Below are 24,431 nucleotides of genomic sequence, written 5' to 3' on the forward strand. Positions count from 1 at the left end.
GGCACCTGATTCAGTCTCCGGAACTGCGGCAGCCGGCAGACCTTGACCCAAGTTGAAGAGCGTCGGCAAGGCGCTGCAGGAAAATGAGTGGCGGTTGTGATGCGAGACTTAATTGAATGACGAAGTTACGGTTGGGAGACCCCCGTTCACGCATTACTCTGAGTTGAATTGATGGTGGCTCAAATGCCGCAGATGGGGGAAACACAATGGGGCTTTCTAACCGCGAGTACGTTGGCCGTGCTCTGGATACCTTGGCAGCCGGCCTTCGTTCCTACATTGCTTCAGTTCTGGAAGTTGCTGCGCCTGGCATTTCCTGGCCGAAGCTTCTGGAGCACAAGGACGCTAGCGCTGGCAGACCGCCGATGACATATTCGCCCACGGATCTCAGCGTGCAGCTGCGCGTCATGACCGAGTCCCTGGGAACGCTAGGTTACCCCTTCAACCTTAGCCACGACGCCCGGAGCTACACCTCCGAGCTTCGCCAGACCCGTAACCTTTGGGCCCACAACGAGACTTTCGATGACGCCGACACGTTTCGCGCTCTGGATACGGTTGGCCGTCTCGCCAAGCACCTGGAGCTGAAAGGCGCCGCACAAGCGCTGACCGCCCTGCTCGATGAATACAAGACGCGCGACGCTGCAGATGACGCCATCGATGTGCCGGATACTGGCAGTGGGAACGCAGCAGAAGAGCTTACAGACCCGAACCGCGCGCCCCACCACCCGGTGAAGCAACACCCCGTCACCGTGGAGATTACCGCAGCCGAGTCGCTCAGTTATTCCATGGTGCACAACGGCTTCAAGTTCGTGCGTCAGATCAAGATCACGAACCCGGGCACGGAGATCCGCGGTGCTGTGGTCCGCGTGGAGGTGTTTGCCAGCACGGGCAGGATCTCAGAGGACTTTCAGCAGTACGTTGACCTTGCGGCTGGGCAGGCAATCGTCTTGGACGATGTTGACGTGCACGTCTCCGCGGCCACGATGTATGAGCTTTCCGACAAGCAGCCTGGCAGAGTGGTTGTCACGATCGAGTCCTTTGCGGCCGGGCCGGCGGCAAAGGAACTGGGCAAGGCCGAAGCGCGCCTTCAGCTCCTCCCGGCCCAGCTATGGATAGCCGGCAGAGGTCTGGTTTCGTACGAGTTCTTGGCTGCCTTCGTGCAGCCGCATCACCCGGCCATTTCCAAGCTGGTCTCCGAGGCCGCCGACCTTCTGGAGAAAGCTACTGGCCGCAGCAGCCTCGACGGCTACATGGACAGCGCCGAGCGGGTGGACGAAATTGTCTTCGCGCTTGCCCAGGCGGCAAGCAAGCGCGACATCCGCTACAGCATGCCACCCGCCAGTTGGGGCGTTCAGGGCCAACAGATCCGCACCCCTGCGCAAGTTCTGGAAGACCGCCTCGGAACCTGCCTCGATACGACGATTGTCATGGCGGCCGCGCTGGAGTTCTGCGGCATCGCCCCGCTCCTGTGGCTCGTGAACGGGCACGCCTTCCTTGGGTACTGGCGGGAGGACACATCGCTTTCAACGGCAGCTTCCGACGATGTGCCCGAACTCATCAGCCTTGTTCAGCGTGGTTTCATCGGCCTCATTGAAACCACTATGCTGACCGGCCGTCAGCTCATCACGCCAGCGTCGCTACGCAGCAGCCCTGAGTCCGATTACATCGAAGCGGGACAAGAGAAGATTCAAGCGGTTACCGACATCCGGCGGGCCCGCTTTGATGGCATCCACCCCTTGCCAGCTCGGACCACTAGTGAGTCCGGCGAGAACGTAGTCACCAACTACGTCCCGCAGCCCAAAGTTGCCCCCGTTGTTCCTGAGAAACAAGGCAAGGGCGCCCGGCATGATGGGACCGCGTCAGATGTTCCTGCGCGAGTCACGCAGTGGAAGAACGCATTGCTGGATCTCAGCCTCAGAAACAGGCTGATCAACTTCACGGACACGGCACGATTTCCCCTGGCAGTTCCAAGCACATGGATTGGCCCGTTCGAAGATCTCGTCAACAATGGCACATCCATCAGCCTGATTCCGTCCAACCAGATCAGCGCCGTCAACCAGGAACGAGGCATCCGCTTCGGCCGCGATCTCCCGCAGGACGAACTGATTGGCATGCTCAGCGCAAAGAAGGCCGTCTACGCGGAGGTCTCCGAGGAGGCTTACAACTCCAAAATGCGCGGGCTGGCCTACAAGGCCAAGACCCAGACAGAGGAAACCGGCGCCAATAACCTGTATCTGGCCCTCGGCAGCCTCCTGTGGGAACTCGATGGCCGTACCCTCCGCTCGCCGCTGGTGCTCGTCCCCGTCAACCTCGCCTCGGCCGGAAAGAATGGGCTGTACCGGGTCACGCTGGACGAGGCTGGGCAGTCAACGCCCAACTACTGCCTGCTGGAAAAGCTTGCCCAGAGCCATGGGCTTCGAATTCCCGGTCTGGCGGAGCCGGCGGAAGACGGTTCCGGCATCGACTTGGACGCTGCTTTCAAGGCAGTCAGGGAAGCTGTCTCTGCCAAGGGGCTGGCTTTCCGGGTGGAGAACACGGTGGACCTGTCCATGCTGCAGTTCGCAAAGTTCCGGCTATGGAAAGACCTGGACGAAAGCTGGGAGCAGTTCGCCAAAAACCGCCTCGTGGACCACCTCATCAGCAGCCCGACGGAGGTTTTCAACGACCCGATAAAGGCGGCAGAGGAGGCGGACCTCGATGCTCTGTCTGCACAGTGCCCCATCCCGGCCGACTCGTCGCAGCTGCAGGCTGTCGCATCGGCGGTAGCTGGCCAGACCTTCGTGCTCGAAGGACCGCCCGGCACCGGCAAGTCCCAGACCATCACTAACCTGCTCACCCGCGCGATCGTTGAGGGTAAGCGTGTCTTGTTCGTAGCCGAAAAGCGCGCCGCCCTGGACGTCGTGCAGAAGCGCCTCGAAGAGGTGGGCATGGGCCCGTTCTCACTTGATCTGCACGACAAGGGGAGTAAACCTGCTGCCGTCCGTGCCCAAATCAAGCACGCGTTGGAGCTGCGTCTGGATTCCGACGCCCAGCAGCTCGACACCGCCTCGACCGACCTCGCCTCCGCGCGCCGCGGTCTCATCCGCTATGCCAGCCGTCTCCACGAGGAAAACGGCGCTCAGCTCTCCCTGTACAGCGCCCGGACCAAAGCTTTGACGTTCGATACAGATAATTCGGCGCTCCCACTGACTGTGGAGTTCACGGCTTCCGCGAATGAGACCGTCCTTGAGCCCGTCCGTGCAGTGCTGCGGGAGCTGCCCGAGTACACCGACCGGGCACGTCCTTCCACGAATCACCCCTGGCGGTTCGTCGAGTCCGCCGCCAGCGCTGACGCAAAAGATCAACTGACCGGCGCCGGACAGCGCATCGACGCGGCGCTCGACGTCGTTCGTTCCGTCGAGGGGCTAACCGGCGTCGTTTCGTCGGCCACGTCTCCTTCCGAACTCCGCATCTTTGCTGCGCTCCTCGAGGACCGCAGCGTACCCGTGGAAACCCTCGACGTCGTTAGGTCTGGACAGTGGTCCGCTGGAGCTCAGCACTTGGAGCAGCTGGTCTCTGCCTTCGCAGCCGTGAACCACCCCGGTCTGGAAAAAGTTGGACCGGAGGCCATGGATCTTTCACTCCAAGACATCCTCGGCCGCGCGGAGCAAGCGGCGGCTAGCGGATTCTTCGGACGAAAGAAGCGGATGCTGGCAGTGGTCGCGGAACTTAACACCGTGGTGCACCCCGGATCAAATGTCCGGCCAAAGGAGCTGGTGCCGCTGTTGCAGAACCTGGTTGCCGCGCAGCAGCAAATCCGCGGACTTCAGACCGAAGCCCAGGCCGTTCCCGGTATGGCAGTTCCTCAGGGCTGGAATCCATTGACCGAGGCCGGCCAGCAAGCGCTGGAGCACCGGCTCGGGTGGCTGCGCTGGGCCGCGCAAGCCGTCCAACCCAACGCCGGCGACAACTCAGTCCCCTTCCAAGCTGCGCTGCGCACCTTCCTCGACAGCGGCCAGCCCGTCCACGAGAACGTGATCGCGTGGCTCTACGAGCTCGCTGCAGCGTGGGAAGCCTTGACGGAACTTCCGGCTGTTGACGAATCCGAGCTCAACCGCTGGACGGGAGGCAACGGATTCCTGGATGTCTGGGCCAGCACACGAGCCGCCCGCGGCCTCGACGCCACAGGGTCCCGCACCCTGGAGCGGTGGCTGGAACTGCTGCGCCATGCGGAACCGTTGCGAGCCGTGGGCTTGCACGGAGTGCGGGCGGCAATTTTGGACGGCGAACTTGACGCGGATGACGCCGCAACGGCTTTCGAACGCGGACTGGCCGAAAGCTCCCTGGCAGAACGCAGCCTGGCGACCGGGCTGCAGGATTTTGACGCCCAAGCACACGAGCGAACAATCGACCGGTTCAGCACCCGAGCCGCGCTGGTTCGCGAACTCCTAAAGCGCAACCTTGCCGCCGGCGTCGTGAGTTCACGGCGGGTTTCGACGACGTCGACGTCCGGACGGATGGGGGAGCTGCAACGACAGCTGACCAGGCAACGCGGCGGCCTTACCGTCCGCAAGCTGATGGAAAGCTACGCCGACCTCATCACCCAGATCATGCCCTGCACGCTGGTGAGCCCGGACTCCGTCGCACGTTTCTTCCCGGCACGAGCCGACCTCTTCGACATTGTGGTGTTCGATGAGGCGTCGCAGATCCGGGTGGCAGACGCTGTCGGTGCAATGGGCCGCGGCGCCTCGGTGGTGGTCGTGGGCGACAGCAAGCAGATGCCACCGACGTCGTTTGCGGAATCGTCCAGCGATTCCCTCGACGATGCAGAGAACGAAGTCGCCGCCGTCGAGGACATGGAGTCCATCCTGTCCGAATGTGTCGAGGCGCGCGTGCCGCGGCAGTGGCTGTCGTGGCACTACCGCAGCCAGGATGAATCGCTCATCGCGTTCAGCAACCAGCAGTACTACGAGAGCAAGCTGTCGTCCTTCCCCAGTCCCTCCCACGGAGCCCCGGACCCCGGACTGCGGGGTCACGGCGTGAACTTCGTGCGCGTGGAAGGCCAGTTCCATCGGTCCGGAACGTCGAAGGTGCTGCGGACCAACCCCATCGAGGCGAAGGCAGTCGTGGCGGAAGTGCTGCGGCGGTTCGACGTCGGCACAGAGTCGCCCTCCGTGGGAGTGGTGACGTTCAACCTACAACAGCGGGCCCTGATCGAAAGCCTTCTGCGAGACACAGAAGACCCTCGCATTATCAAGGCCTTGGACGAAGACCCTGAAGGTCTCTTTGTGAAGAACCTCGAAAACGTCCAGGGTGACGAGCGGGACGTCATCCTCTTCTCAACGGGCTTCAGCAAGAATGACAAGGGCTACCTGCCGCTGAACTTTGGCCCGTTGAACCGGGCCGGTGGCGAACGGCGGCTCAACGTGGCTGTAACTCGTGCGCGGCGGCAGGTCATTGTCTTCTCCAGCTTCAGTCCGTCCGAGCTGCGGGCCGAGGAGACGAGCTCCGTGGGGATCAAGCACTTGCGCTCGTACCTCGATCTTGCCGAACACGGAACCGGCGCACTACCCTACGACGGGCGCCGCACCATCGCGGTGGACCTTCACCGTGAGGAGATCGCCGACGCGCTCCGGGACCGCGGGTACGCCGTCGCCACCGACGTCGGGCTGTCCGACTTCAAGGTCGACATCAGTATGGCTTCCTTGGATAGGCCGGACCGGCCGTTCATGGCCATCCTGCTGGATAGCCCGGCCTGGGCCGCACGGCGGACTGCGGGGGACCGGGACGGGCTTCCGGGGGATGTGCTTACCCGCATGATGCGCTGGCCTTCGGTTCAGCGAGTGTGGCTGCCAGCTTGGATCAGCGATCGCGAAGCAGTGTTGGACAAGTTGGAGAAGGCGTTCGCTGAGGCGGGTTCAGTTCTGCCCAGTTCGACGCCGGCCATCGCCGTTGTTGAACTTCCGGGCGGTGTGCCAGCTGTCGCCTTGCCGACGGCCACCACGAGCGGTGTCCACAGCCATGTTCTTGGGGCAGATCCTGCGCCGTTGCTGGCGGCGCAGGTGGGCGGCTCCAGGATCGCGACGGACGTCGTCCAACCGGAACGTCCTGCGTATGAGCCTTGGACAGTCCGGCGGTTCGGCAGTATTGATGTATTGGACAGCCTGCCGTCGCGTCGGTCGGCTGCTTCCGTCCGGGAGGCGATCCGCGCCATCGTGGAGGCCGAGGGGCCGATCCATCAGGAGCGGCTGGCCAAACTAACTTGTGCCGCCTTCAGCCTGAATAAGGTGAACGCCCAACGCGCGAATTCTGTGCTGGATGTCCTGGATACGTCAATGCACCGCTGCGATGATGACGGCTTTATCTGGCACGCGTCCATTGACCGGGAGGAATGGTCTGAGTTCCGGACCAACGGGCAAGACGCCGATCGGAAGCCCGAACACATCAGCGTGGTGGAGCTTCGCAATGCGATGGTGGAAATTGTCCGGCTGTCCGGCGGAATCTCAGTCAGCGAGCTGCACCGAGAGACGATCCGACTCTTTGGCGGAAAGCGCAGGACTGCCGGAATCACCGCGCGGCTCAATGAAGGCCTCCAGTATGGCGTGGACACCGAGCGACTTGAGCTGCGCAGTGATGTGGTGCACCTGACGGGCTGATACGTGGGGGTAGTTCGCTCTACAAGTTCTTCCACGCAGATAAAGAGCACGATGAAGCGGTACGAAATCACAAGGCAGGGCGAGCCGTTCGTGGCCGGGGCGGATGAACTTCTCGGGGCTAACCTGACCTGGCAGGAAGCGCTGCTAATCATGGCAAGCGCTGATCACATGAGCATCGATTACGCGTTGGCAAGTCTGGACCATTCACAGACCTACCCGTTCCACGACAAAAATGCCAACCTATGTTGGCTTACGGAGCACACGGTTGATGACCCGCCCGAAGGCAAGTAGCAGTGCGAGCAGCTCCCGCCATATTACGCAAACATCCCATGCGTTGAGGCCCTGGAATCGAAGTCCGTTCTCTCCGCGAATGCCAAGCAAAGAGCTTGGTGGGTCTTCAGCCCGGGCTATTTCTTCCGCGACTTGTTAATGAATTCCGCTGCCTGGCGGTAGGCCTGCTTGGCCTCGGGGGTTGTTGCTGCCCGATACATCCTCTTGCCCTCCTGGAGCAGTTTCGCCGCTTTGGCCTGAACCTCGGGGTCCTTGGCGAGGGCGTAGAGCTTGGCGCTGCCGGCTTTTAGTTTGTCCCCGCCGTTCTTTAATAGGGTTGCGGCTTTATCTGCTTTTACAGCCATGGTTTGCTCCGTATCGTCGGTGGTTCGTCAGGTGTCGCCGATGCGCCGGCGGAAGTGCATGCGGTCTCCGGTTAGGCAGCGAGTGCAGGGAATACTACGAGCGATCCGTCGCCGCTTCGTTCGATCTCAATGGCAACGTCAGCTTGTTGGAATCCACCATTGATGCCATCGCCCAAGGCGCGAAGAAGATATGCGGCCTTGAGTAGGTGGTCGACCTCGCCCGAAGTGAACGCGGGGATCCGGAAACCGCCGTCGCGCTTCAACTCGAGAGTTGACAGTCGGAGAAGAACTGAGCTGATGCCTGATTCCAACTCATCTATCCCACGTTCGTCGTCGCGCAATGATCCGATGAAGCTCTTGAATGGATTGTTCGTGTCCTGTTGAGCGTGTTCAACTGCTTGAAGCACGAGCACTCGGCGTTTGAGTGCAATGGCCAGTCGTGCAATCTCTAGGTGTGCGCGGAACGCACCGCCCTCTTCATCGATACCGGGGAATGATTTCGTCAATGCACCGACTTCGACCGGTCCGTCGGGCAGTGAATCGAGTCCGGCTTGCCACTTTTTGAGCCGCCTCCGGGTTGCTGCAATCGCCGTGCTGATCGCGTGCGATGAAGAATCCAGTCCTAGCGATAGGCCAATGCGGCCCTGGTCGAGGAGGATCGACGTCGCTTTGTCGATCGCATCAGGACAAGCCTCTAGCTCGTTGCGTTCGCTATCGAGGTTGTCGTCGTGCAACTGCTCCAAGAGGTCGGTAATTCGCTCGATCGCTTTCTGGCGCTGGTGATCGGCGTAGGCGCTGGCGCTGACCGCGATGGCCATCAGCACAAGTGGCGCGGCCACTGTCAATGCCCCGGCGCTCGCGACCGCCACGCCGGCGGTTGCGGCCGAGCCGGTCGCAGCACCTGCAACTGCGGCCTTGCCAGCAACGGGCACAAACGTGGCGTTAGCCACGACGCCGGTGGAGTCGCGGAGCGCGCTGTAAACACCCCCTGCAACTGCCTTCGAGGCCATGGGATTCACCAGACCTTTACCGACCTGCGCGGCGACCTTTGCCGGCACCACCATTCGGTAGAGCACTTCACCGGTAGCCGCGACGTTCAGCGTCGGAGGCGCCGATTTCGCTGTCTCTGTCACAAGGTTCGATAACTGCTTTGCAAGCGGACTTGCAGCATGCAGCACAATCCCGCCGTTCCGATTGCTCTTCTTCGAAAGCGGATGCGCCTCCAGCGTGACAATGGGGGAATCCGCGAGCATAGCTAGGACTGTCCTCAGCTCAGCGAGCCGGGCCCGTGTCATGCCCTCATCGCCTAGTACGTCCGCCATGGTCACGGCCTCCGTAGCGAGTGTCCATACCGGCACGAGTGCCTTGTTATCAGTGGTCACGTCTTGTCCCCTCCCCAAACCGACTCCCACCATAGACGGTGGCAGCGACACCCATAGTAACCGCTGACCGCAGACCGGAGCCCTTGCCCGGATGGTCAAGGCTATTCGTTGTCGTCCCGCGTGGACGTGGGGACACCCGGGTCCCGTGCTTGACGAGACTTGCTGGACGGCCATTCGGCGCAAACCCCACACCTCCTGCCCGAGAATTCATCCGCCTGCTCGAGGCTAATTGGGGTGTCTTGACGAGTTAGATAAATGCCGACGCTGGCGGCGCGGCGAGCTCGGCGTGCCCAAGCAAGCCGAGTCGAGCACGAGCGCTACACTGATGCTGAATCAGCCCCCCGCACTCGCCGGACGGGCAAACCGAAAGGAACGGAACCCAAGCCGTTTCAAGGCAAAAAGGGGTCCGATGCCGGCACCAAAACTGTTCAAGCGCGTCGCGGCTGTGGTTGTCGCGGCGCTGGCCGTGCTCGGTGTAGCGAACGTGTTTGGGTACAGTCCGTTCCCATCGGGCCAGGGCGATCGGACTCAGACGGTTCTTCTCAAGTCGGTCAGGGATGTGAGCCAGCTTCACAGCGCGATCGGCACCTTTGAACTGGTAGTCGACACCGGAGACGAGGATGAGGGGATGCCCGACTTTATCGCCGGAAGGCGGACTCTGTTTGTCGCGGCGGGCACCGTCAATGCTCACGTCGATCTCGCAGGCTTGGCAGAAAAGGACCTGACACTGTCTCCGGACGGCAAGTCGGTGGAACTGCGGCTCCCCGAGCCAGCGCTCGACAAGCCAAATATCGACCACGACCGGTTCAAGGTGTACAAAGACGATCGTGGCTTGGTCGACCGGATCGCAGATGTGTTCGATGCACCGCAGCAGGCGGAGCTCTATAAGCTCGCCGAAACTAGAATGGCTGCCGCTGCGGAGAAGTCCGAGCTGCGGGAGCGGGCTGCCGAGAATACCAAGGAAACGCTAACCAGCCTGTTCGGTTCGCTTGGGTACCAGGTCACCTTTAAGGACAACACGTCTGGCTAGACCGTTCCGATTAGTCGGCTTGTCGAAACCTCGCGGTGAATAGTTGCTTTGGACCCATTGAGCAGGACGGCTGATGGCCTCAACGTGGAGAGGTTGAACCACGGGGCGGGATTGCTGGACCGTCGCTCCTGAATGCAGGAGAACACTGCCGGTTTAGCAAAAGTGCGGGACACTGGAAGTCCCGAACCACGAAAGCGGGCCACCTTGATTAGTCCCCAGCACGACGCCGACGGCTTCATCCTGCTGACTCCATGGAACTGAGTGGGGCCGGTGGCGCCGGCCATCTCGATCCGCTGCTGTATCCGTGGGACCCGCCCGGGGCCTCGGGGGTCATAAACGGCAATGAATTCCGGCCCCTTGAGCCTTCAGACGGACTGGAGGAAGCCCTCGCGCAAGCCGGCGCGGCACCGCTGGAAGCCCGCTCCCTGGTGGTCTCCATCGGCTCGAATTCAAGCCCCGACGTGATGCGGCGGAAATTCGCCAACTACCGCCGGCCTGTCAGCGCGGTCCTGCCGCTGGTCCGAGGCCAGCTCCACAACATCGCCGTTGGCCACTCCGCCCACGTGAGCAAGGCCGGCTACATCGCCGCCGCCCCGTATCCGCTGGTAGGGGAGTGCACAGCGGTCTGGCTGTCGTGGCTGGACGACGTCCAACTGATGGCCCTCGACGAAACAGAGCCCAACTACCGGCGGATCCAGCTCGACGCCGAAGCCTGCCCGGTCGTGGCCGACCACGGGGAACGACCGGAGGAGTTTTCGCTGTTCACCTCGGTCTGGGGCGTACTGACCGACGGGGACGGCGGGAAGCTACCCTTCCTCGACCAGCCTGCCCTCTTCGGGCTGCTCGCCGGCAGCGGCAGCGGGGACCTCCTGGCGGAGGGGAAGTCCGTGTTCGGCGGCCCGCCGGAGCTTGTTGCCGAGCAACTCGCGATCCCCTCGGTCCAGGCCTGGGCCAGGGAATGGTTCAGCTCGGCCGGCCTCGCCGCACCCGTGGACTTCGACGGGCTTTGCGGGGGGTAGCCAACCCCTGGAACGCCGGCTTCACCGGGCGGCGATGTTCTGTGGATTGTTCTCCGCGATGTGCTGCGCGATGTAGTCGGCGTCGCGGCCCACGCCCGCCACGATGGACGAGCCGTGCCCGGTCAGCCACGGCAGCCCGATTGCGTACAGGCCCGGGTGTTCGGTGACGCCGCGGTGGTGCCGGGGGTAGTTCCATTCGTCCAGCACCGGGATATCCAGGATGCTGAAGTCCAGCCGGTAGCCCGTGGCCCAGAGGACCGACGTGACGTTGGCGGCGTCGAGGTTCAGCCGCGCCGGCTCCGAAGGAAGCCAGTCGTCCTTGCGCGGCGGCTCCGGCTCCGGTGCCGGCATGCCAGCGGCGGCAATATAGCTGTCGAACATCGGCTTCATCCGCTGGTAGAACGCGCCCTCCACCAGGGCCAGCCGTTCCGGAAGGTCATCACTGAAGACGAGGTCGCCGTCGTCGGCTGCTTCCAAATGGCCGTGCAGCCGGACGCCGCGCCGGCCGAGGTCCCGCAGGTGGATGTCGTGGCCGCCGTCGGCACCGGACACCAGCGGGTTGCAGGCGAACCTCGCCGCGGGGGAGGGCAGCGGCCCCACGGTGAGGCCGTTCAGTCCGTAGTCGGGGCCGAATTGGGCAAGATGCATCATCCAATAGAGGAGGTCCTGGCCGCGGTAACGGCGCGGTGCTTCCGGGCACGTGGACACCGCCAGGTGGATGTCGCGGCCGACGGCGAGCAGTTCCTCGGCGATCTGGCCGCCGGACTGGCCGGTGCCGACGATGAGCACGGCACCGTCAGGCAGTTGGCCCGGGTTGCGGTAGCCGTCGGTGTGAAGTTGCACGATGTGGCCGGGCAGTTGCGCCGACAGCGCGGGGACTTTCGGCGTCTGGTAGCCGCCGGTGGCGAGCACCACGTTCCGGGCCCGCCAGCTTCCCTGCATGGTGGCTACGTCGAAGCCGCCGCCCTCCGCGGGCGCGATGCGCGTGACATCCGCACCCGTCCGGACCGGAGCGCCGATGCTGAGTCACTGTTGATATGGACCAACGCTTCCCGGCAAGCCAAAGGCAGGGCGGCTGTCAGAGCCGTCCTGCCTTTGGTACGTACGGGGATTACCTGCGCCCGTCTATCGGGTTTCCTGTTGCGTTGGAGTGCAGGGATGTCCCGTGCGCTTGCCGGAGTCGGTCCGGCAGTCCTACGTGCCTGCGCGGGCCCCGGGATCCGGGCGTCCCTCCTACATAATCCCGGTCGGCACCAGCAGAACCCAGGCCAGCGCGGGCGCCACGAGGACGACCGCCCCGGCATACATCATGAGCTGGCGGTAGACGCGCTGGCGGTCGTTGTCCCGGGCGTTGGCCACCACCAGGGCACCGTCGGTGGAGAAGGGGGAGACGTCCACCACGGTGGCCGCGATGGCGAGGGCCGCGACCGTGCCGGAGGCGCTCAGCGAGCTGGTGGCCAGCAGCGGGCCGGCCATCGGGATGAACGCGGTGAGTAGCGCCGTCGAGGATGCGAAGGCGGAGCCGACGCCGATGACGTAGCAGAGCACCAGGGCGATCAGCAGTGGCGCCCCCAGGGCCAGGGCCATCTCGGCAAGGGTGTCGATGACGCCCACGTGCTGCAGCAGGGAGACGTAGGTGATCATGCCGGCCACCAGCAACACGGTGGACCAGGACACGCCCCCGATGAACGTTTTGTGTTCCTTGATGTTGACGAACGCCAGCAGCAGGCCGGCGGAGAGGGCCACGAAGCCGATCGGCATGTGGAAGCCCAGGGTGCACACCAGGATCGCGGCGATCAGGAACAGGGTGAAAATCTGCTGGCCGGTGGGACGGCCGGCGCGGGCCGTGTCCAGGCCGGTGTACTCGTTGCCGTGCTTGTCACGCAGCTTGCCCAGCAGGGCGAACACCACGATGGTCAGCACGGAGAGGATGAAGTTCAGCGCGAAGCTGGCCAGGAAGAGCCCGCCCTGCGAGATGGGGAAGCCGTTCTTCAGCGCGATGTCGTGCACCAGCACGCCGGCCACGGACAGCGGGGAGAAGCCGCCGGCGTGGGCGCCGTTGATCACGAAGGCGCCCATCACCACCGGGTGGATGCGCGACTCGTAGGCCAGTCCCAGGGCCGCAGGCGCCAGCAGCGCCACTGCTGCGGGGGAGAAGGTGCCCAGCGCCGTCAGCGCCGCGGCCAGCAGGAAGAATACCCAGGGGAGCAGCATGGTCTTGCCCCGCACCATGCGCACGCAGGTCTGGACAATGATGTCGATGGACCCGTTCCGCTGGGCCATGCTGAAGAAGTAGGTCACGCCGATGATCGTCAGGACGATGCTGGCCGGGAAGTCTGCCAGGATCTCCTTGTCGCTCATGCCCAGCATGAAGTAGCCGACGCCGAAGGACGCCACCAGCCCCATGACGCCGATGTTCAGCGGCCACTTGGTGGCGACGACGAACATCACCACAAGGATGACGAGCGGAATGATCTGGGTGGCGGTCATGGTCGGCTCCGATTCAGAGGCGGCCGCGGGGTTAAAGAGGACACCTCCAAACAGGAGGGCCGCCAGACCCAGCATAGTAAGGGTGGCTACCGCCACCAGCAGGACACGGCGGCGGCGATCGGGGCGCCGTGACGGCTCGGCGACGCGGGTGCCGCCGGGGGCAGCCTGTAGGTCGGTCTGTCCTGGGGCCCGTTCAGCGGACTTTTCTGGCGTCTTTTCTGCGATGTTAGTCATGATGCTGTCTCCTCATCGAGTAGCGCTGGCAAGGGAGGCGTCGACGGCGGTGCCGAGGGCCTCGGGAAGGTGGATGGTGGTGGTGGCGATAGTGCGGGCGGTGCGGTCGACGCCGACCAGCAGCGACCCGTCCCGCTCCTCGCTCCAGGTCTCGATCACCCCGGCCGGGGTACGCAGCCGCAGGGTGGGGTCGGCGGCGCCGCCGGTGATGTCGCCCAGCAGCGTGCCCGGGGTGCGGGCCGCGAGGGTGAGGGCGATGCTGCCGGTGATGGCCAGGGCCGGGTGCGGCTTGCCCATCGAAAGCATGACGACGGCGACGTCGGACTCGGCGTCGGACGGCGCCGGGGCGGCGACGACGGCGACCTTGGGGACGGCGCGGGCGGCTTCGCCCGGCGTCGCTGCCAGCCCCATCCGGACGGCTGCCTGGCGGCGAATGTGCTCCAGGGTGTCCAACTGCAGCTCCAGCCCGGCGGTCCAGCTGGCGTGACGCTCCGGGTCCAGGCCCAGGTCCTCGGCACGCAGCATCACGACGGGTGCTCCGGCGTCGACCATGGACACGGTCCAGCGGGTGCCGCCGGCGGTGATGGTGTCCGTCGCCGATCCGGTGGGAAGCAGCCGGCCCGTGGTCTTGCCGGCCGGATCCAGGAAGCCGAGCCCCACCCGGTAGCCCGGGAACGGGACGCCGGGCATCTGGGCCTGCGGGACGATCGGCAGGGCGCCGGCCGGCGTCGAGACCCGCTGGATGATGATCTGGCCGGTGTTGGTGTTCCGGGTGACGATCCGGGTGACGTCGCCGTCGGGGATCACCCAACCCTTTTCGATGGCGTACAGGCCGACGACGGCGGAGCAGTTGCCGCAGTTGCTGCCCCAGTCCACGGCGGCTTCCTCGATGCCCACCTGGGCGAAGGTGAATTCGACGTCGACGCCGGCCTCGGCGGGGCGGTGCAGGATCATCGCCTTGCTGGTGGTGGAGGTGGCGCCGCCCACGCCGTCGATCTGCCGGTGGTCGGGGCTGCCGAACAGCCGGGGCAGCAGGATGTCCGGGCTGGTGCCGGTCTCGTCCAGCTGGCCGGTTTCGAAGACCCAGCATTTGCTGGTGCCTCCGCGCATCCACTCCGCTTCGATCTTCATGGTCTGTTCCTTGCTTCGGTTCTGCCCAGGTGTTCAAGGGCTTGATTCGAGATTGATCCAGATCACAAATGAAGACAAGGTTGGATTTCTGCACGGGACTGTAGTGATGCTTCATTCATTGCCACTGAAGCACACTTGATCTCGCCTAGGGAGGTGCCGCCGTCGAAAAATGCTCCCGCCACCCCGCGAATGGAAGCAAGAATGTATAGAATTAACCGATTCAACAGAAGGGCATAGCGTTGCTTAACGATCCGGAGCATGAATTGTTCGATATCCGGCGCCTTGCCCTGCTGGTGGAGGTCGTGGAGCAGGGATCCATCACCGCCGCGGCCGAGCTGATGATGTACACGCCCTCCGCCGTCTCGCAGCAGCTGCGGAAGCTTGAGCAGGAAGTCGGGCAGCCGCTCCTCAACCGGCGCTCCCGCGGGGTAGTGCCCACCGAAGCAGGGCAGATCCTCGCTGGCCACGCGCGCAAAGTCATCGGACAGATGCGCGCCGCCCAGTCCGACCTGGATCAGATCGCCGGCCTCAAGCGCGGCTCGCTGACCGTCGGGACGTTCCCCACGCTGGCCGGGTCCTTCCTGCCGGTGGTCATCCGGGCCTTCAAGAAGCGGTACCCGGCCATCGGCCTGTCCGTCCGCAGTGCGCGCTTCGATGACCTGGTGAGCGACCTGCAGTCCGGAGTGACCGGGCTGTGCCTGCTCTGGGACTACCCCTGGAACCGCTTTCATGACGATTCCATCCGGATCACGGAGGTGTTCCAGGAGAGCACCGTCCTGCTGGTGTCCCGCGCGCACCCGCTGGCTGGCCGCGACGAGATCCGGGTGGAGGAGCTCCGCAAGGAATCGTGGATTGTGCGGGCGGAGGCCCACCCCGTCGTCGAGGTGCTGCAGCGCTCCGCCCACGAGGCCGGGTTCGAACCGACCATCGGCTTCCTGGCCAACGACTATCAGGAGGCGCAGGCGATGGTGAGCGTGGGGATGGGTGTGGCCATGGTGCCGAAGACGGCCGTGGCCCTGCAGCACCCGGACGTCCGGGTGATCAGCCTGGGCTCCGCCGCGCCCCTGCGGCGGGTGCTCCTGGCCCAGCGCCAGGACAAGGTATACGCCCCGGCAGAGGTTGCCTTCCATTCCACGCTGCTCGAAATCGCCCGCGAACGGGCCGGAGACTACTTGTAAGCGCGGCGACGGCGGGCCCGGTCACCGCCCTGCGATGTGCCCGGCCACGAACTCCGCATCGTCGCCCACCACTGACAGAGTCGCGGACAAATGTTTGGTCAGCCACGGCAGCCCCACAGCGTAGAGGCCCGGGACTTCGGTGACACCTCGGCGGTGTCGCGGGTAGTTCCACTGGTCCAGCACCGGGATGTCGAGGAAACCGAAGTCGAGGCCATAGCCGGTGCACCAGATGACTGATGTGATCCCCTCGGCAGCCAGGTCCAGGCGCGCCCCCGATTCTGCGGGCAGCCAGTTGTCCGCTGGTACGTGGTCCGCGGGCGGGGCGTCAATGCCAGCCGCGGCTATGTAGGCGTCGGCCATCCGCCCCAGCCGCTCGCGGAACCCCGCCTCCACCAGGGCGAGGCGTGCGGGGAGGTCGTCGCTGAAGACGAGGGCGCCGTCGTCTGTCCCCTCATACCGGCCGTGAAGCCGGACACCGCGGCGGCCGAGGTCGCGGAGGTGGATGCTGTGGCCGCCGCCGTTGCCGGAGATTAGCGGGTTGCACATAAAACGCGCGGCCGGTGAGGGCAGCCGGTCCGCCTGGAGGCCGTTAATGCCGAACTCGGGGCCACGGAGGTTGACCTCCAGGATCCAGTAGAAAACGTCCTGCCCGCGGTACCGCCGCGGGGCCTCGGGGCACGTGGAGACGGACAGGTGGACCTCCCGGCCGGCGTCGAGCAGGTCCTCGGTGATTTGACCGCCGGACTGCCCGGTGCCCACCACCAGCACGGCGCCTGCGGGAAGCTGCTGTGCGTTGCGGTAGTCGTGGCTGTGCAGCTGGCGGATGTGCCCGGGGAGGTTGGCGGCCGACGCCGGAATCCGCGGACGCTGGAAGGCGCCGTTCGCGAGAACCATATTGCGTGCGTGCCAGCGGCCCTGATTGGTCTCCACCATAAAGCGGCCGTCGACGACGCCGGCCCGGGTCACCTCCGTGCCGAGCCGGACCGGGGCATTGATCCGCGCAGCGTAGTCACGGAAGAGGTCGATCACCTCGTCCCGGGGGAGGAAAGCCTCCGGCTCGGGACCGTCGTAGCTCAGCTCCGGCAACAGGAACGAAAAGTTCGGGGTGTTCAGGTAGAACGAATCCCAGCGGTCCTGCCAGGCGCCGCCCAGTTCCGGCCGCTGCTCCAGTAATTGATGGTCGACGCCGTGCCGGCTCAGCCAGTAGCTCGTGGCCAGGCCGGCCTGCCCGGCCCCGACGATGAGTGTGTTAACGCTCGTGCCCGGTTGTTCGACGCGGGATTGCATGGCTACTCCCTTCAGTCGTTCGCCGTCGGAGCCTTCTGGGATTTCGGAGTCTTCGCTGGCGGCCCGGCCACGTGCTCCTCCGTGTGATCCGGGAGCGCCGAGCGGAAGTCTTCCTTGTCGGCGTCGGACGCTTTAGACATCTCCGGGGGTCTTCCTCTGACAACTGTGGGTATTCCTGCAGGATATGCCCGCGGCCCGGCACGGTACAGGTGGTGTGCTCGTACGGGGCGCAGCTGGCGAACGACGCGCCTGGCGCCGCCGGCGTCCCGTTGATTGAACGTTTGTGCAGGCGTGGTTGGCCGTTTTCTCAGAGCGTTTCGGGCGAAAAGAAGGTACTGACCAGTAGCTTTGCTTCTCGAGGGGACGTCATCCCAGGACTGGCAGGATTCGCCCGCGGAGCCGGTTTTTGTGCACATTCGTGCAAAATCATGGCTGGACCGGGCTGCGGGCTGCCTACTGTTGAGTAACCGGGCAATCTTGGCCGACCCGCAGTACAACGGTTACTGCCGGCCCCGCAGCCCGCTGACACACGAACAAAGAGGTTTCAAATGTCGCTGCTCGCCAAAGTCCTGTCCACCGCCGCCGCTGCCGTCCTGGCCGGCTCGCTGGCCGTGGCCCCCGCCCATGCGGGCCCTGTTGAGATTTCCCCGCCGGGCGCCAACGACTGGTCCTGCAAGCCAAGCGCCGAGCATCCTTATCCGGTCATCCTGGTGCCGGGAACCTTCGAGAGCATGGACAAGAACTGGTCCACCCTCTCGCCCTACCTCAAGAGCGCCGGGTACTGCGTCTTCGCCCTCAACTACGGCGAGACCAACGGCGTGTACGCCACCGCACCGGTCGCCGATTCGGCGCAGCAGCTCGCCCCGTTCGTGGACAAGGTGCGCGCCGCCACCGGCGCCAAGAAGGTGGATCTCGTCGGCCACAGCCAGGGCGGCATGATGCCCCGCTACTACATGGGCTTCCTCGGCGGCGCCAAGAATGTCCATCACCTCATCGGGCTCGCACCCTCCAACCACGGCACCGAAGGTGTGATCGTCCCGCAGCCGGGCGCCGTCCCCGACCCCAACTACACCGGCGTGGGCTGTGCCGCCTGTGCAGACCAGCAGGCGGGGTCGGCTTTTATGCAGAAGCTCAACTCCATCGGCGATACGGTGGCGGGCCCCTCCTACACCGTCATCTCCACCGTGAACGACGAAGTGGTGATTCCCTACAACAGCCAGTTCCTCAACGGGCCGGCGCGGCAGGTCACCAACATCACCATCCAGGACAAGTGCCCGGCCGATCAGATCGAACATGACCAGGCGCCAAACGACCCTGTGGTGCACCAGTTCGTCGCCCACTCGCTGGGCAGGGTGTCCGGTCCCGCTGATCCGGCCTACCAGCCCAACTGCATCTAGTAGAGAGTGGCGGCGGGCCGGGGGAGTGGCCGCGGGTGCCGGTGTAAGACTTCAGGTGCGGGTTCCAAGCCCCCCGAGCCCGCCCCACCTCCTGAGGAGCCCACCATGAGAATCGCCGTCCTCGCCTTCGACACCCGCGGGGGAGTGCAACCTTATGTCGCCCTGTCACTCGGCCTGCAGCAGGCTGGCCACGAGGTCACGATGATCACCACCGCCGATTTCGGCGACCTCGTCACCGGGCACGGAGTCACCTTCGCCGCGACCACCGGCGACACCGAGGCCACTGTCCGGGCGATGGGAGGTGCGGCCGAGCTTAGCGCGCGGGAACGCGGCCGCTTCATGCGCGAGCAGATGCAGGCCACCGCCGGGCGGACCGCGGCCGAAGTGCTCGCCGGAGCCCGGGGCTCCGACGTGGTCATGGCCGGCATCGGCGGCTCCCTGACCGGACGCCCGGTCGCCGAGAAGCTGGGCATCCCCTTCCTGGAAGCACACCTGCAGCCGCTGGGCCCACCCACCGCAGCCTTCCCCGGCCCGCTGCTCCCGCAAGTGCCGGCCTGGCTCGGCGGCGCAGGGCGCAAGGCAAGCCACCGGATCACCGCCCTCGCGCTGCGGAGCATGCTCAGCGCCGGCTCACGGCAGATCCGGGCCGAGCTGGGCCTTCCCGTCCGGCCAGCCCCGCTCAGCGGCACCCTGCCCGCGGTCTACGGCTTCAGCCCACAGGTGGTCCCACAGCCTCCCGAATGGGGACCGCAGCGCAAGATCACGGGCTACTGGTCACTGCCCGCCGCCCCGGGATGGACGCCACCCGACGCCCTGGTTGATTTCCTCGCCGCCGGACCGCCACCGGTCTGCATCGGCTTTGGCAGCATGTCCAGCCGCGATCCTGAGAGGCTCAGCGACCTGATCCTCCAGTCAGTCCGCCGCGCCCGCGTCCGCGCGGTGCTCCTGTCAGGCTGGGGCGGGCTCGCCGACCAGGGCGGCGACGACGTCTTCGTCACCAGCGAAGTCCCACACGACTGGCTGTTTCCGCAGATGGCCGCCGTCGTACATCACGGCGGTGCGGGTACCACCGGCGCCGCACTCACCGCCGGGGTGCCGTCGGTCGTCGTTCCCTTCGCCGTCGACCAGCCGTTCTGGGCGTCGCGCGTCGTCGCTCTTGACGTCGGGCCCAGACCCATCCCCCGCAAGCGGCTGACCTCGGAGAACCTCGGCGCCGCGCTGCGCACCGCGACCACCGACGACGCCATGGCCCGCCGCGCCGCCGACCTCGGCACCCGGATCCGCGCCGAGAACGGTGTGGCCACGGCCGTCCGTCACCTCGAGTCCTTCCCGTTGAGCGGGGTATGACTACAGGCAGCAACCCGTCCCACTTGGAGAGCCCGCCCCTTGGAGGCTCCTGAATTGGTGCGCTTGCGGTGTTGCTGTCCGTTTCTTGGCCGGAGCGTGCTTGGGGTGAAGAGTGGATGGACTCACCGGCCGCACCCACCCCAACAGAGAACAACCGCGCCCACCGGGGTTCGGTGGGCGCGGTTGTTGGGAGGTGCGGTTCTCCGTGCGGGCTCTGGCCTAGGCGCGAGCCTTGGCGTGGCCCTTGGTGAGGATCATTGCCAGTGCGATCATGCCAGCGCCGAGCACCAGGTGCAGGATGTTGTCCGGGGTGTTCAGCGGCACGAAGTTGCCGGCTGAATCTCCGGGGACCACTAGGCCGTACACGAACAGGACCAGGTAGATGACGCCGCCGTAGAGCAGGAAGGCGCGGGCGCCGGTGGCGGTGCGGACCAGCAACAGGCCGGCGGCACCGAAGAGCAGGTGGACGATGTTGTGCAGGACCGAGACCTGGAACAGGCCCAGCAGCATCGCCTCGGAGTGGTGGCCGGCGAACTGCAGCGACTCGTAGTTGGTGGTGAGTCCCGGGACGAAGCCCAGGATGCCGACCAGCAGGAAGACGGCGCCGACGGCGAGACTGGCCTTCTGGACGGTGGTGCGGGTTGAGGTTTGGGTGCGGTTCGTGGTTGTCATGTTGGCTCCTTGGGTGCGGGCTTCAAGTGATGGAGCGGCCGATGGTGCGGCCGATCTGGTGCTTATGTCAGTACTTCGGAGGGCACTGGGCTTGGGATTGCTCGCCGCGGGCTGCTCTATACAGATTCCTTGTCGACGACGGCGGGTGCTCCCTGATCGACGACGGCGATGCCCGGGCTGGCCCGGCGGAGCGGAGTCAGGAGGCCGGAGGCAGAGTCAGGCCTTCCGGCTGCGGGCCTTGGGTTCTCGCGGCAGCGTGACAACATGCTCGAACGCCTTGTCCACCCAGGCCTTGGCGCGCGCCTCCTGCTACTGAAGCCCCGGAATCCCGTCCTGGACCGCAAACGATGCCTTCGTGGAAACGGGCGCCCCCGGCGTCGTGACGTAGTCCAGCACCCTGAAGTCCGCGGTCATCGCGTCCTTCGTGATGCGGGTATTCACGTAGCCGCGGTTGTCGTTGTAGAACTTCAAGTGCGGGTTCCAGGCCATCACCGGGTCAGTCGTGGATCCTGAGCCATTGCCGGTGGACGAGATTGACGTGCAGACCAGCTCCGTCCCGACCGCGGGCGACGCCGGGTCCTTGTAGTCCACCTTGACGTCGTTGGCCCAGTTGCGGTGCACGTCGCCGGTCAGCACGACGGCGTTGCGCACGTTGGCGTCCACCCAGCCCCGCGTGATGCGGCGGCGGGACGCGGCGTAGCCGTCCCACCCGTCCATGGAGACGTCGTCGATCTCCGGCGCCTTGTCCCGGTCCCGCTCGGCGAAGAACACCTGCTGGCCCAGGATGTCCCAGCGCTGGGTGGAGTTCCGGAAGCCGTCCAGCAGCCATTTTTCCTGCTCCGCGCCGGTGATGGTGCGGTCCTCGGCGAGGCGCCCGGCCACGTTCTTCCTCCAGCCGTCGCCGGCCAGCTGGTCGTCCCGGTACTGCCGGGTATCCATCATGTGGAAGTTGGCCAGCTGGCCCCACTGGATGGTGCGGTAGATCTTCATGTCGAACCCGGCCGGCACGGACGACGCCCGCAGCGGCATGTTCTCGTAGTACGCCTGGAACGCGGCGGCACGGCGCTGCCGGAACCGCTCGGTGGTGTCGTTCAGCTGCCCGGCGTCACGGTTCTCCGGGACCTCGTCCGCCCAGTTGTTGTCCACCTCGTGGTCATCCCACACCACCAGCCACGGCGCCACCGCGTGCGCGGCCTGCAAGTCGGCGTCGGCCTTGTACTGGGCGTGCCGCTGCCGGTAGCCGGACAGGCTGGTGGTCTCCGGACCCTCGTGGTCGCGCGGGTTGCCGCCGCCGATCACATAGCTGTCCTTCTTGTACTCGTACAGGTAGTCGCCCAGGTGCAGCACCAGGTCCGGGTGGTCCTGCGCCAGCCGCGCGTAGGCGGTGAAGTAGCCGTGCTCGTACTGCGCGCAGCTGGCGAACGCCATGGCCAGAGCCGCCGGCGTCTCGTGCGGCGCCGGGCTGGTGAGCGACCGGCCCACCACGCTGACGTGCCGGCCGGTGCGGAACCGGTAGAAATATTCGCGCCCCGGCCGCAGGCCGCGCAGCTCCACGTGCACGGAGTGCGCCGTTTCGATCCGGGCCTGCTCGACGCCGCGGGCCACCACCGCGCGCATGCCCGCGTCCTCCGCCACTTCCCACGCCACCGCGACGTTGCGCGACGGCATCCCGCCCAGGCCGTCCCCGGCCACCGGGTCCACCGCCAGCCGGGTCCAGATCACGAAGCCGTCCGGCCACGGCTCGCCGGAGGCGATGCCCAGCAGGAACGGATCGGTGCGGAGACCGGCGTCGTCCGCGGTGGAAACGGCGACGGCGGCACCCGGCCAGGCCGCGACGAGCCCAGCCCCTAGGCCGGCGGAAAGAACGGATCTGCGTGAAATGTTGTCCATGCCGTCGACCGTACGGCGGCCGGTTGGACAAGGTCTGAGGACGATGTGAATGGGCGGTTAACTACGTGACAAGAACTGTTGACTGGGTTTCGGCAAGCCCGGTTTCGCCAGGCTCAGTCACGCCGAGGGCGCGCAGCCTACCGGTACCAGCCCACCGCGCGGTCGTAGCTGCACTCCAGAGCACCCGTTCCGGGGGCAATGCCGCCGCCGGAGGGAAAGTAGATGGCACCGAAGTCCGCACCTTGGGCGTCGATCCGTCCCTGTGCCCAAATCTGGGCGGTTTCCAGGTCCTTTTCGGGGATGGATTCCCGGGTGCTGTGGCCGCCGCCGAAGTGAATGTCCAGCTGATACGTCCCCGGTTGGGAGGTCCCGGCGTGATGGGCCGGATCCTTCTCATCGCGCCTGCTGATGAGGACTTGGGCCGACGCATGGAGGATGGAGGGCTCGCTGGCCTGATTTCCGTGCTCCTGCTGTTTCATCCGCAGGCCCGAGACGACGCTTTCCACGGTGTCTTCCTCCGTGACGACGTACGCGGAACCGTTGGCGTCTGCCTCTGAGCCGCCGACGCTTTTCAGATGCTGTCCGAATTGTTCGGAGCTGGACTGGCTGGAAGTCATGCACCCTCCTTGAGGGTTTTCGCGGCGGGTGCCGACCGTCTCACCCTAGACCCGCGGGGAGCATCCAGTCCGGTGATGCGGGACTATTTCTCGGGGAGGTACACATCGAGGGGCTATGGACCTCCCGCACCCTTTGGGAAGCCTGCACGTAATGTGCCGCCAGACCCTATCTAGCTGGCGCAGATTGAAGCAAGATACTCCGCATGAAAACAACCGTTACAGCTGGCCTCGCCGTCATCCTCCTGGGCTGCTCCACCATCACGCTGGCGGCCCCGGGCAACGCGGCGACCGCGAGCAGCGCGGCGACCCGGTCGTCATCCGTCGCGGGGCACATCATGGTCAAGTTCCGCGACAACGGCGCGGCAGCAGGCGTACTGAGCCAGCACGGCCTTGGGGAGGGACCCGGCATCGGGAGCACTGGCGCTCGACTCGTCAACGTACCGGCCGGCCGGGAGCTCCAGCTCATCGAAGCCCTCAGCCGGAACCCGGCAGTTGAGTACGCCGAGCCGGACGAGACCGTTACCGCTGCTTCCTCGGACGAGTATTTCCCCCGCCAGTACGCCCTGCAAAACAACGGCCAGGCATTCACCAACACTGCCGGCACGCTGTCCGTGGCCCAGGGCACGGCGGACGCTGATGTCGACGCCGTCGAGGCCTGGGGCTTAACGACGGGCAGCGGCATCAAAGTCGCCGTCCTCGATTCCGGGGTCGCCAGCGACAACCCCGACATCACCCCGAAGGTCGCTGCGCGCGCCAACTTCACCAACGGGAAAGCCGGTGAAGACAACTATGGGCACGGCACGCACGTTGCCGGCATAGTTGCCGCCACCGCCAACAACACGGTTGGCGTCGCCGGCGTGTGCCCGGGCTGCACCATCCTGGACGGCAAAGTCCTCAACGACAGCGGGGTCGGCTCCAGCTCGAGCCTTGCGAACGGCATCAACTGGGCCGTGACCAACGGCGCGAAAGTCATCAATATGAGCCTCGGCGTGCGGGCGTCCCGTACCCTCGAAGCCGCCGTCAACAACGCCTGGAGCAAGGGGGTGGTGCTCGTAGCCGCAGCAGGCAACGGCAGCAACCAGACCAAGATCTACCCGGGCGCCTACCCCAACGTCATCGCCGTCGCCGCCACGGACAACACCGACGCCAAAGCATCGTTCTCCACCTACGGGGCCAGCTGGGTGGACGTCGCGGCACCCGGAGTCAATGTCTACTCCACGTTCCCGAACCACACGTTTGTCCTTGGGACGCAGAACAAGCGCTCCTTCGGGTACGACGTCGGCAACGGCACCTCCATGTCCTCGCCCATCGTCGCTGCCACCGCCGCGCTTGCCTGGAGCTCTCACAAGAGCGCCACGAACGCCACCGTCCGCGCAATCATCGAATCAACCGCCGACGATATTTCCGGCACGGGCACTTTCTGGGAACATGGGCGGGTAAACGCCGACAAGGCCGTCCGGTATCCGCCGGTAGAGCCGCCCGCAATGTAA

General features: G+C 65.3%; 18 protein-coding genes and 1 pseudogene. 8 read left to right on the top strand and 11 right to left on the bottom strand.

Annotated features, from left to right (window positions below):
• The first annotated feature begins 206 nt into the window (after positions 1 to 206).
• On the top strand, positions 207 to 6,632 hold the full coding sequence (locus LDO13_RS04135) for a DUF3320 domain-containing protein (RefSeq protein WP_224048800.1): 6,426 nt from the start codon (positions 207 to 209) through the stop codon (positions 6,630 to 6,632).
• A 51-nt stretch (positions 6,633 to 6,683) separates the two neighbouring features.
• Complete coding sequence (locus LDO13_RS04140; RefSeq protein WP_224048801.1) at positions 6,684 to 6,923, top strand: hypothetical protein; 240 nt, start codon at positions 6,684 to 6,686, stop codon at positions 6,921 to 6,923.
• 116 nt (positions 6,924 to 7,039) lie between these two features.
• Here the strand turns inward: LDO13_RS04140 and LDO13_RS04145 are convergent, their stop codons facing one another.
• Positions 7,040 to 7,267: a hypothetical protein gene (locus LDO13_RS04145; RefSeq protein ID WP_224048802.1), complete on the bottom strand. Its 228-nt coding sequence runs from the start codon at positions 7,265 to 7,267 to the stop codon at positions 7,040 to 7,042.
• Between the two features lie 71 nt (positions 7,268 to 7,338).
• Entirely contained in the window at positions 7,339 to 8,649 is a 1,311-nt protein-coding gene (locus LDO13_RS04150; RefSeq protein ID WP_224048803.1) for a hypothetical protein, read from the bottom strand.
• A 409-nt stretch (positions 8,650 to 9,058) separates the two neighbouring features.
• Between LDO13_RS04150 and LDO13_RS04155 the strand changes: the two genes are divergently transcribed.
• Entirely contained in the window at positions 9,059 to 9,679 is a 621-nt protein-coding gene (locus tag LDO13_RS04155) for a DUF4230 domain-containing protein (protein ID WP_224048804.1), read from the top strand.
• Between the two features lie 251 nt (positions 9,680 to 9,930).
• On the top strand, positions 9,931 to 10,698 hold the full coding sequence (locus tag LDO13_RS04160) for a hypothetical protein (RefSeq protein ID WP_224048805.1): 768 nt from the start codon (positions 9,931 to 9,933) through the stop codon (positions 10,696 to 10,698).
• A 21-nt stretch (positions 10,699 to 10,719) separates the two neighbouring features.
• On the opposite strand, the pseudogene LDO13_RS04165 reads toward LDO13_RS04160, so the two are convergent.
• From LDO13_RS04165 to LDO13_RS04175, 3 genes and pseudogenes are all read right to left on the bottom strand, one after another.
• Positions 10,720 to 11,721, bottom strand: a pseudogene (locus tag LDO13_RS04165) (NAD(P)-binding domain-containing protein); the annotation flags it as partial.
• A 210-nt stretch (positions 11,722 to 11,931) separates the two neighbouring features.
• Entirely contained in the window at positions 11,932 to 13,188 is a 1,257-nt protein-coding gene (locus tag LDO13_RS04170; RefSeq protein ID WP_224049659.1) for an SLC13 family permease, read from the bottom strand.
• 246 nt (positions 13,189 to 13,434) lie between these two features.
• On the bottom strand, positions 13,435 to 14,553 hold the full coding sequence (locus LDO13_RS04175; RefSeq protein WP_224048806.1) for a PrpF domain-containing protein: 1,119 nt from the start codon (positions 14,551 to 14,553) through the stop codon (positions 13,435 to 13,437).
• Positions 14,554 to 14,792: 239 nt separating this feature from the next.
• On the opposite strand from LDO13_RS04175, the gene LDO13_RS04180 reads away from it, so the two are divergent.
• Positions 14,793 to 15,731, top strand: a complete 939-nt coding sequence (locus LDO13_RS04180) for a LysR family transcriptional regulator (RefSeq protein ID WP_224048807.1) — start codon at positions 14,793 to 14,795, stop codon at positions 15,729 to 15,731.
• A 21-nt stretch (positions 15,732 to 15,752) separates the two neighbouring features.
• Here the strand turns inward: LDO13_RS04180 and LDO13_RS04185 are convergent, their stop codons facing one another.
• Positions 15,753 to 17,018, bottom strand: a complete 1,266-nt coding sequence (locus LDO13_RS04185) for an NAD(P)/FAD-dependent oxidoreductase (RefSeq protein WP_224048808.1) — start codon at positions 17,016 to 17,018, stop codon at positions 15,753 to 15,755.
• Between the two features lie 11 nt (positions 17,019 to 17,029).
• Positions 17,030 to 17,158: a hypothetical protein gene (locus LDO13_RS18575; protein WP_263422142.1), complete on the bottom strand. Its 129-nt coding sequence runs from the start codon at positions 17,156 to 17,158 to the stop codon at positions 17,030 to 17,032.
• Between the two features lie 408 nt (positions 17,159 to 17,566).
• Between LDO13_RS18575 and LDO13_RS04190 the strand changes: the two genes are divergently transcribed.
• Together LDO13_RS04190 and LDO13_RS04195 are read left to right on the top strand one after the other, a co-directional pair.
• Positions 17,567 to 18,415, top strand: a complete 849-nt coding sequence (locus tag LDO13_RS04190) for an alpha/beta fold hydrolase (protein ID WP_224048809.1) — start codon at positions 17,567 to 17,569, stop codon at positions 18,413 to 18,415.
• A 105-nt stretch (positions 18,416 to 18,520) separates the two neighbouring features.
• Entirely contained in the window at positions 18,521 to 19,762 is a 1,242-nt protein-coding gene (locus LDO13_RS04195) for a glycosyltransferase (RefSeq protein WP_224048810.1), read from the top strand.
• Positions 19,763 to 19,981: 219 nt separating this feature from the next.
• On the opposite strand, the gene LDO13_RS04200 is transcribed toward LDO13_RS04195, so the two are convergent.
• The 4 genes from LDO13_RS04200 to LDO13_RS04215 form a co-directional block, all read right to left on the bottom strand.
• A complete protein-coding gene (locus tag LDO13_RS04200) occupies positions 19,982 to 20,434 on the bottom strand; it encodes a DUF4383 domain-containing protein (protein ID WP_224048811.1) in 453 nt (150 codons plus the stop codon).
• 116 nt (positions 20,435 to 20,550) lie between these two features.
• Positions 20,551 to 20,700 (bottom strand): hypothetical protein, encoded by a 150-nt coding sequence (locus tag LDO13_RS04205; RefSeq protein ID WP_224048812.1) that lies wholly within the window; start codon positions 20,698 to 20,700, stop codon positions 20,551 to 20,553.
• 43 nt (positions 20,701 to 20,743) lie between these two features.
• Positions 20,744 to 22,324 (bottom strand): alkaline phosphatase D family protein, encoded by a 1,581-nt coding sequence (locus LDO13_RS04210; RefSeq protein WP_224048813.1) that lies wholly within the window; start codon positions 22,322 to 22,324, stop codon positions 20,744 to 20,746.
• 137 nt (positions 22,325 to 22,461) lie between these two features.
• On the bottom strand, positions 22,462 to 22,941 hold the full coding sequence (locus tag LDO13_RS04215; RefSeq protein WP_224048814.1) for a hypothetical protein: 480 nt from the start codon (positions 22,939 to 22,941) through the stop codon (positions 22,462 to 22,464).
• A 203-nt stretch (positions 22,942 to 23,144) separates the two neighbouring features.
• Between LDO13_RS04215 and LDO13_RS04220 the strand changes: the two genes are divergently transcribed.
• Positions 23,145 to 24,431: a S8 family serine peptidase gene (locus LDO13_RS04220; protein WP_224048815.1), complete on the top strand. Its 1,287-nt coding sequence runs from the start codon at positions 23,145 to 23,147 to the stop codon at positions 24,429 to 24,431.

It is taken from the genome of Arthrobacter sp. NicSoilB4 (assembly GCF_019977335.1).
Classification (GTDB): Bacteria; Actinomycetota; Actinomycetes; order Actinomycetales; family Micrococcaceae; genus Arthrobacter.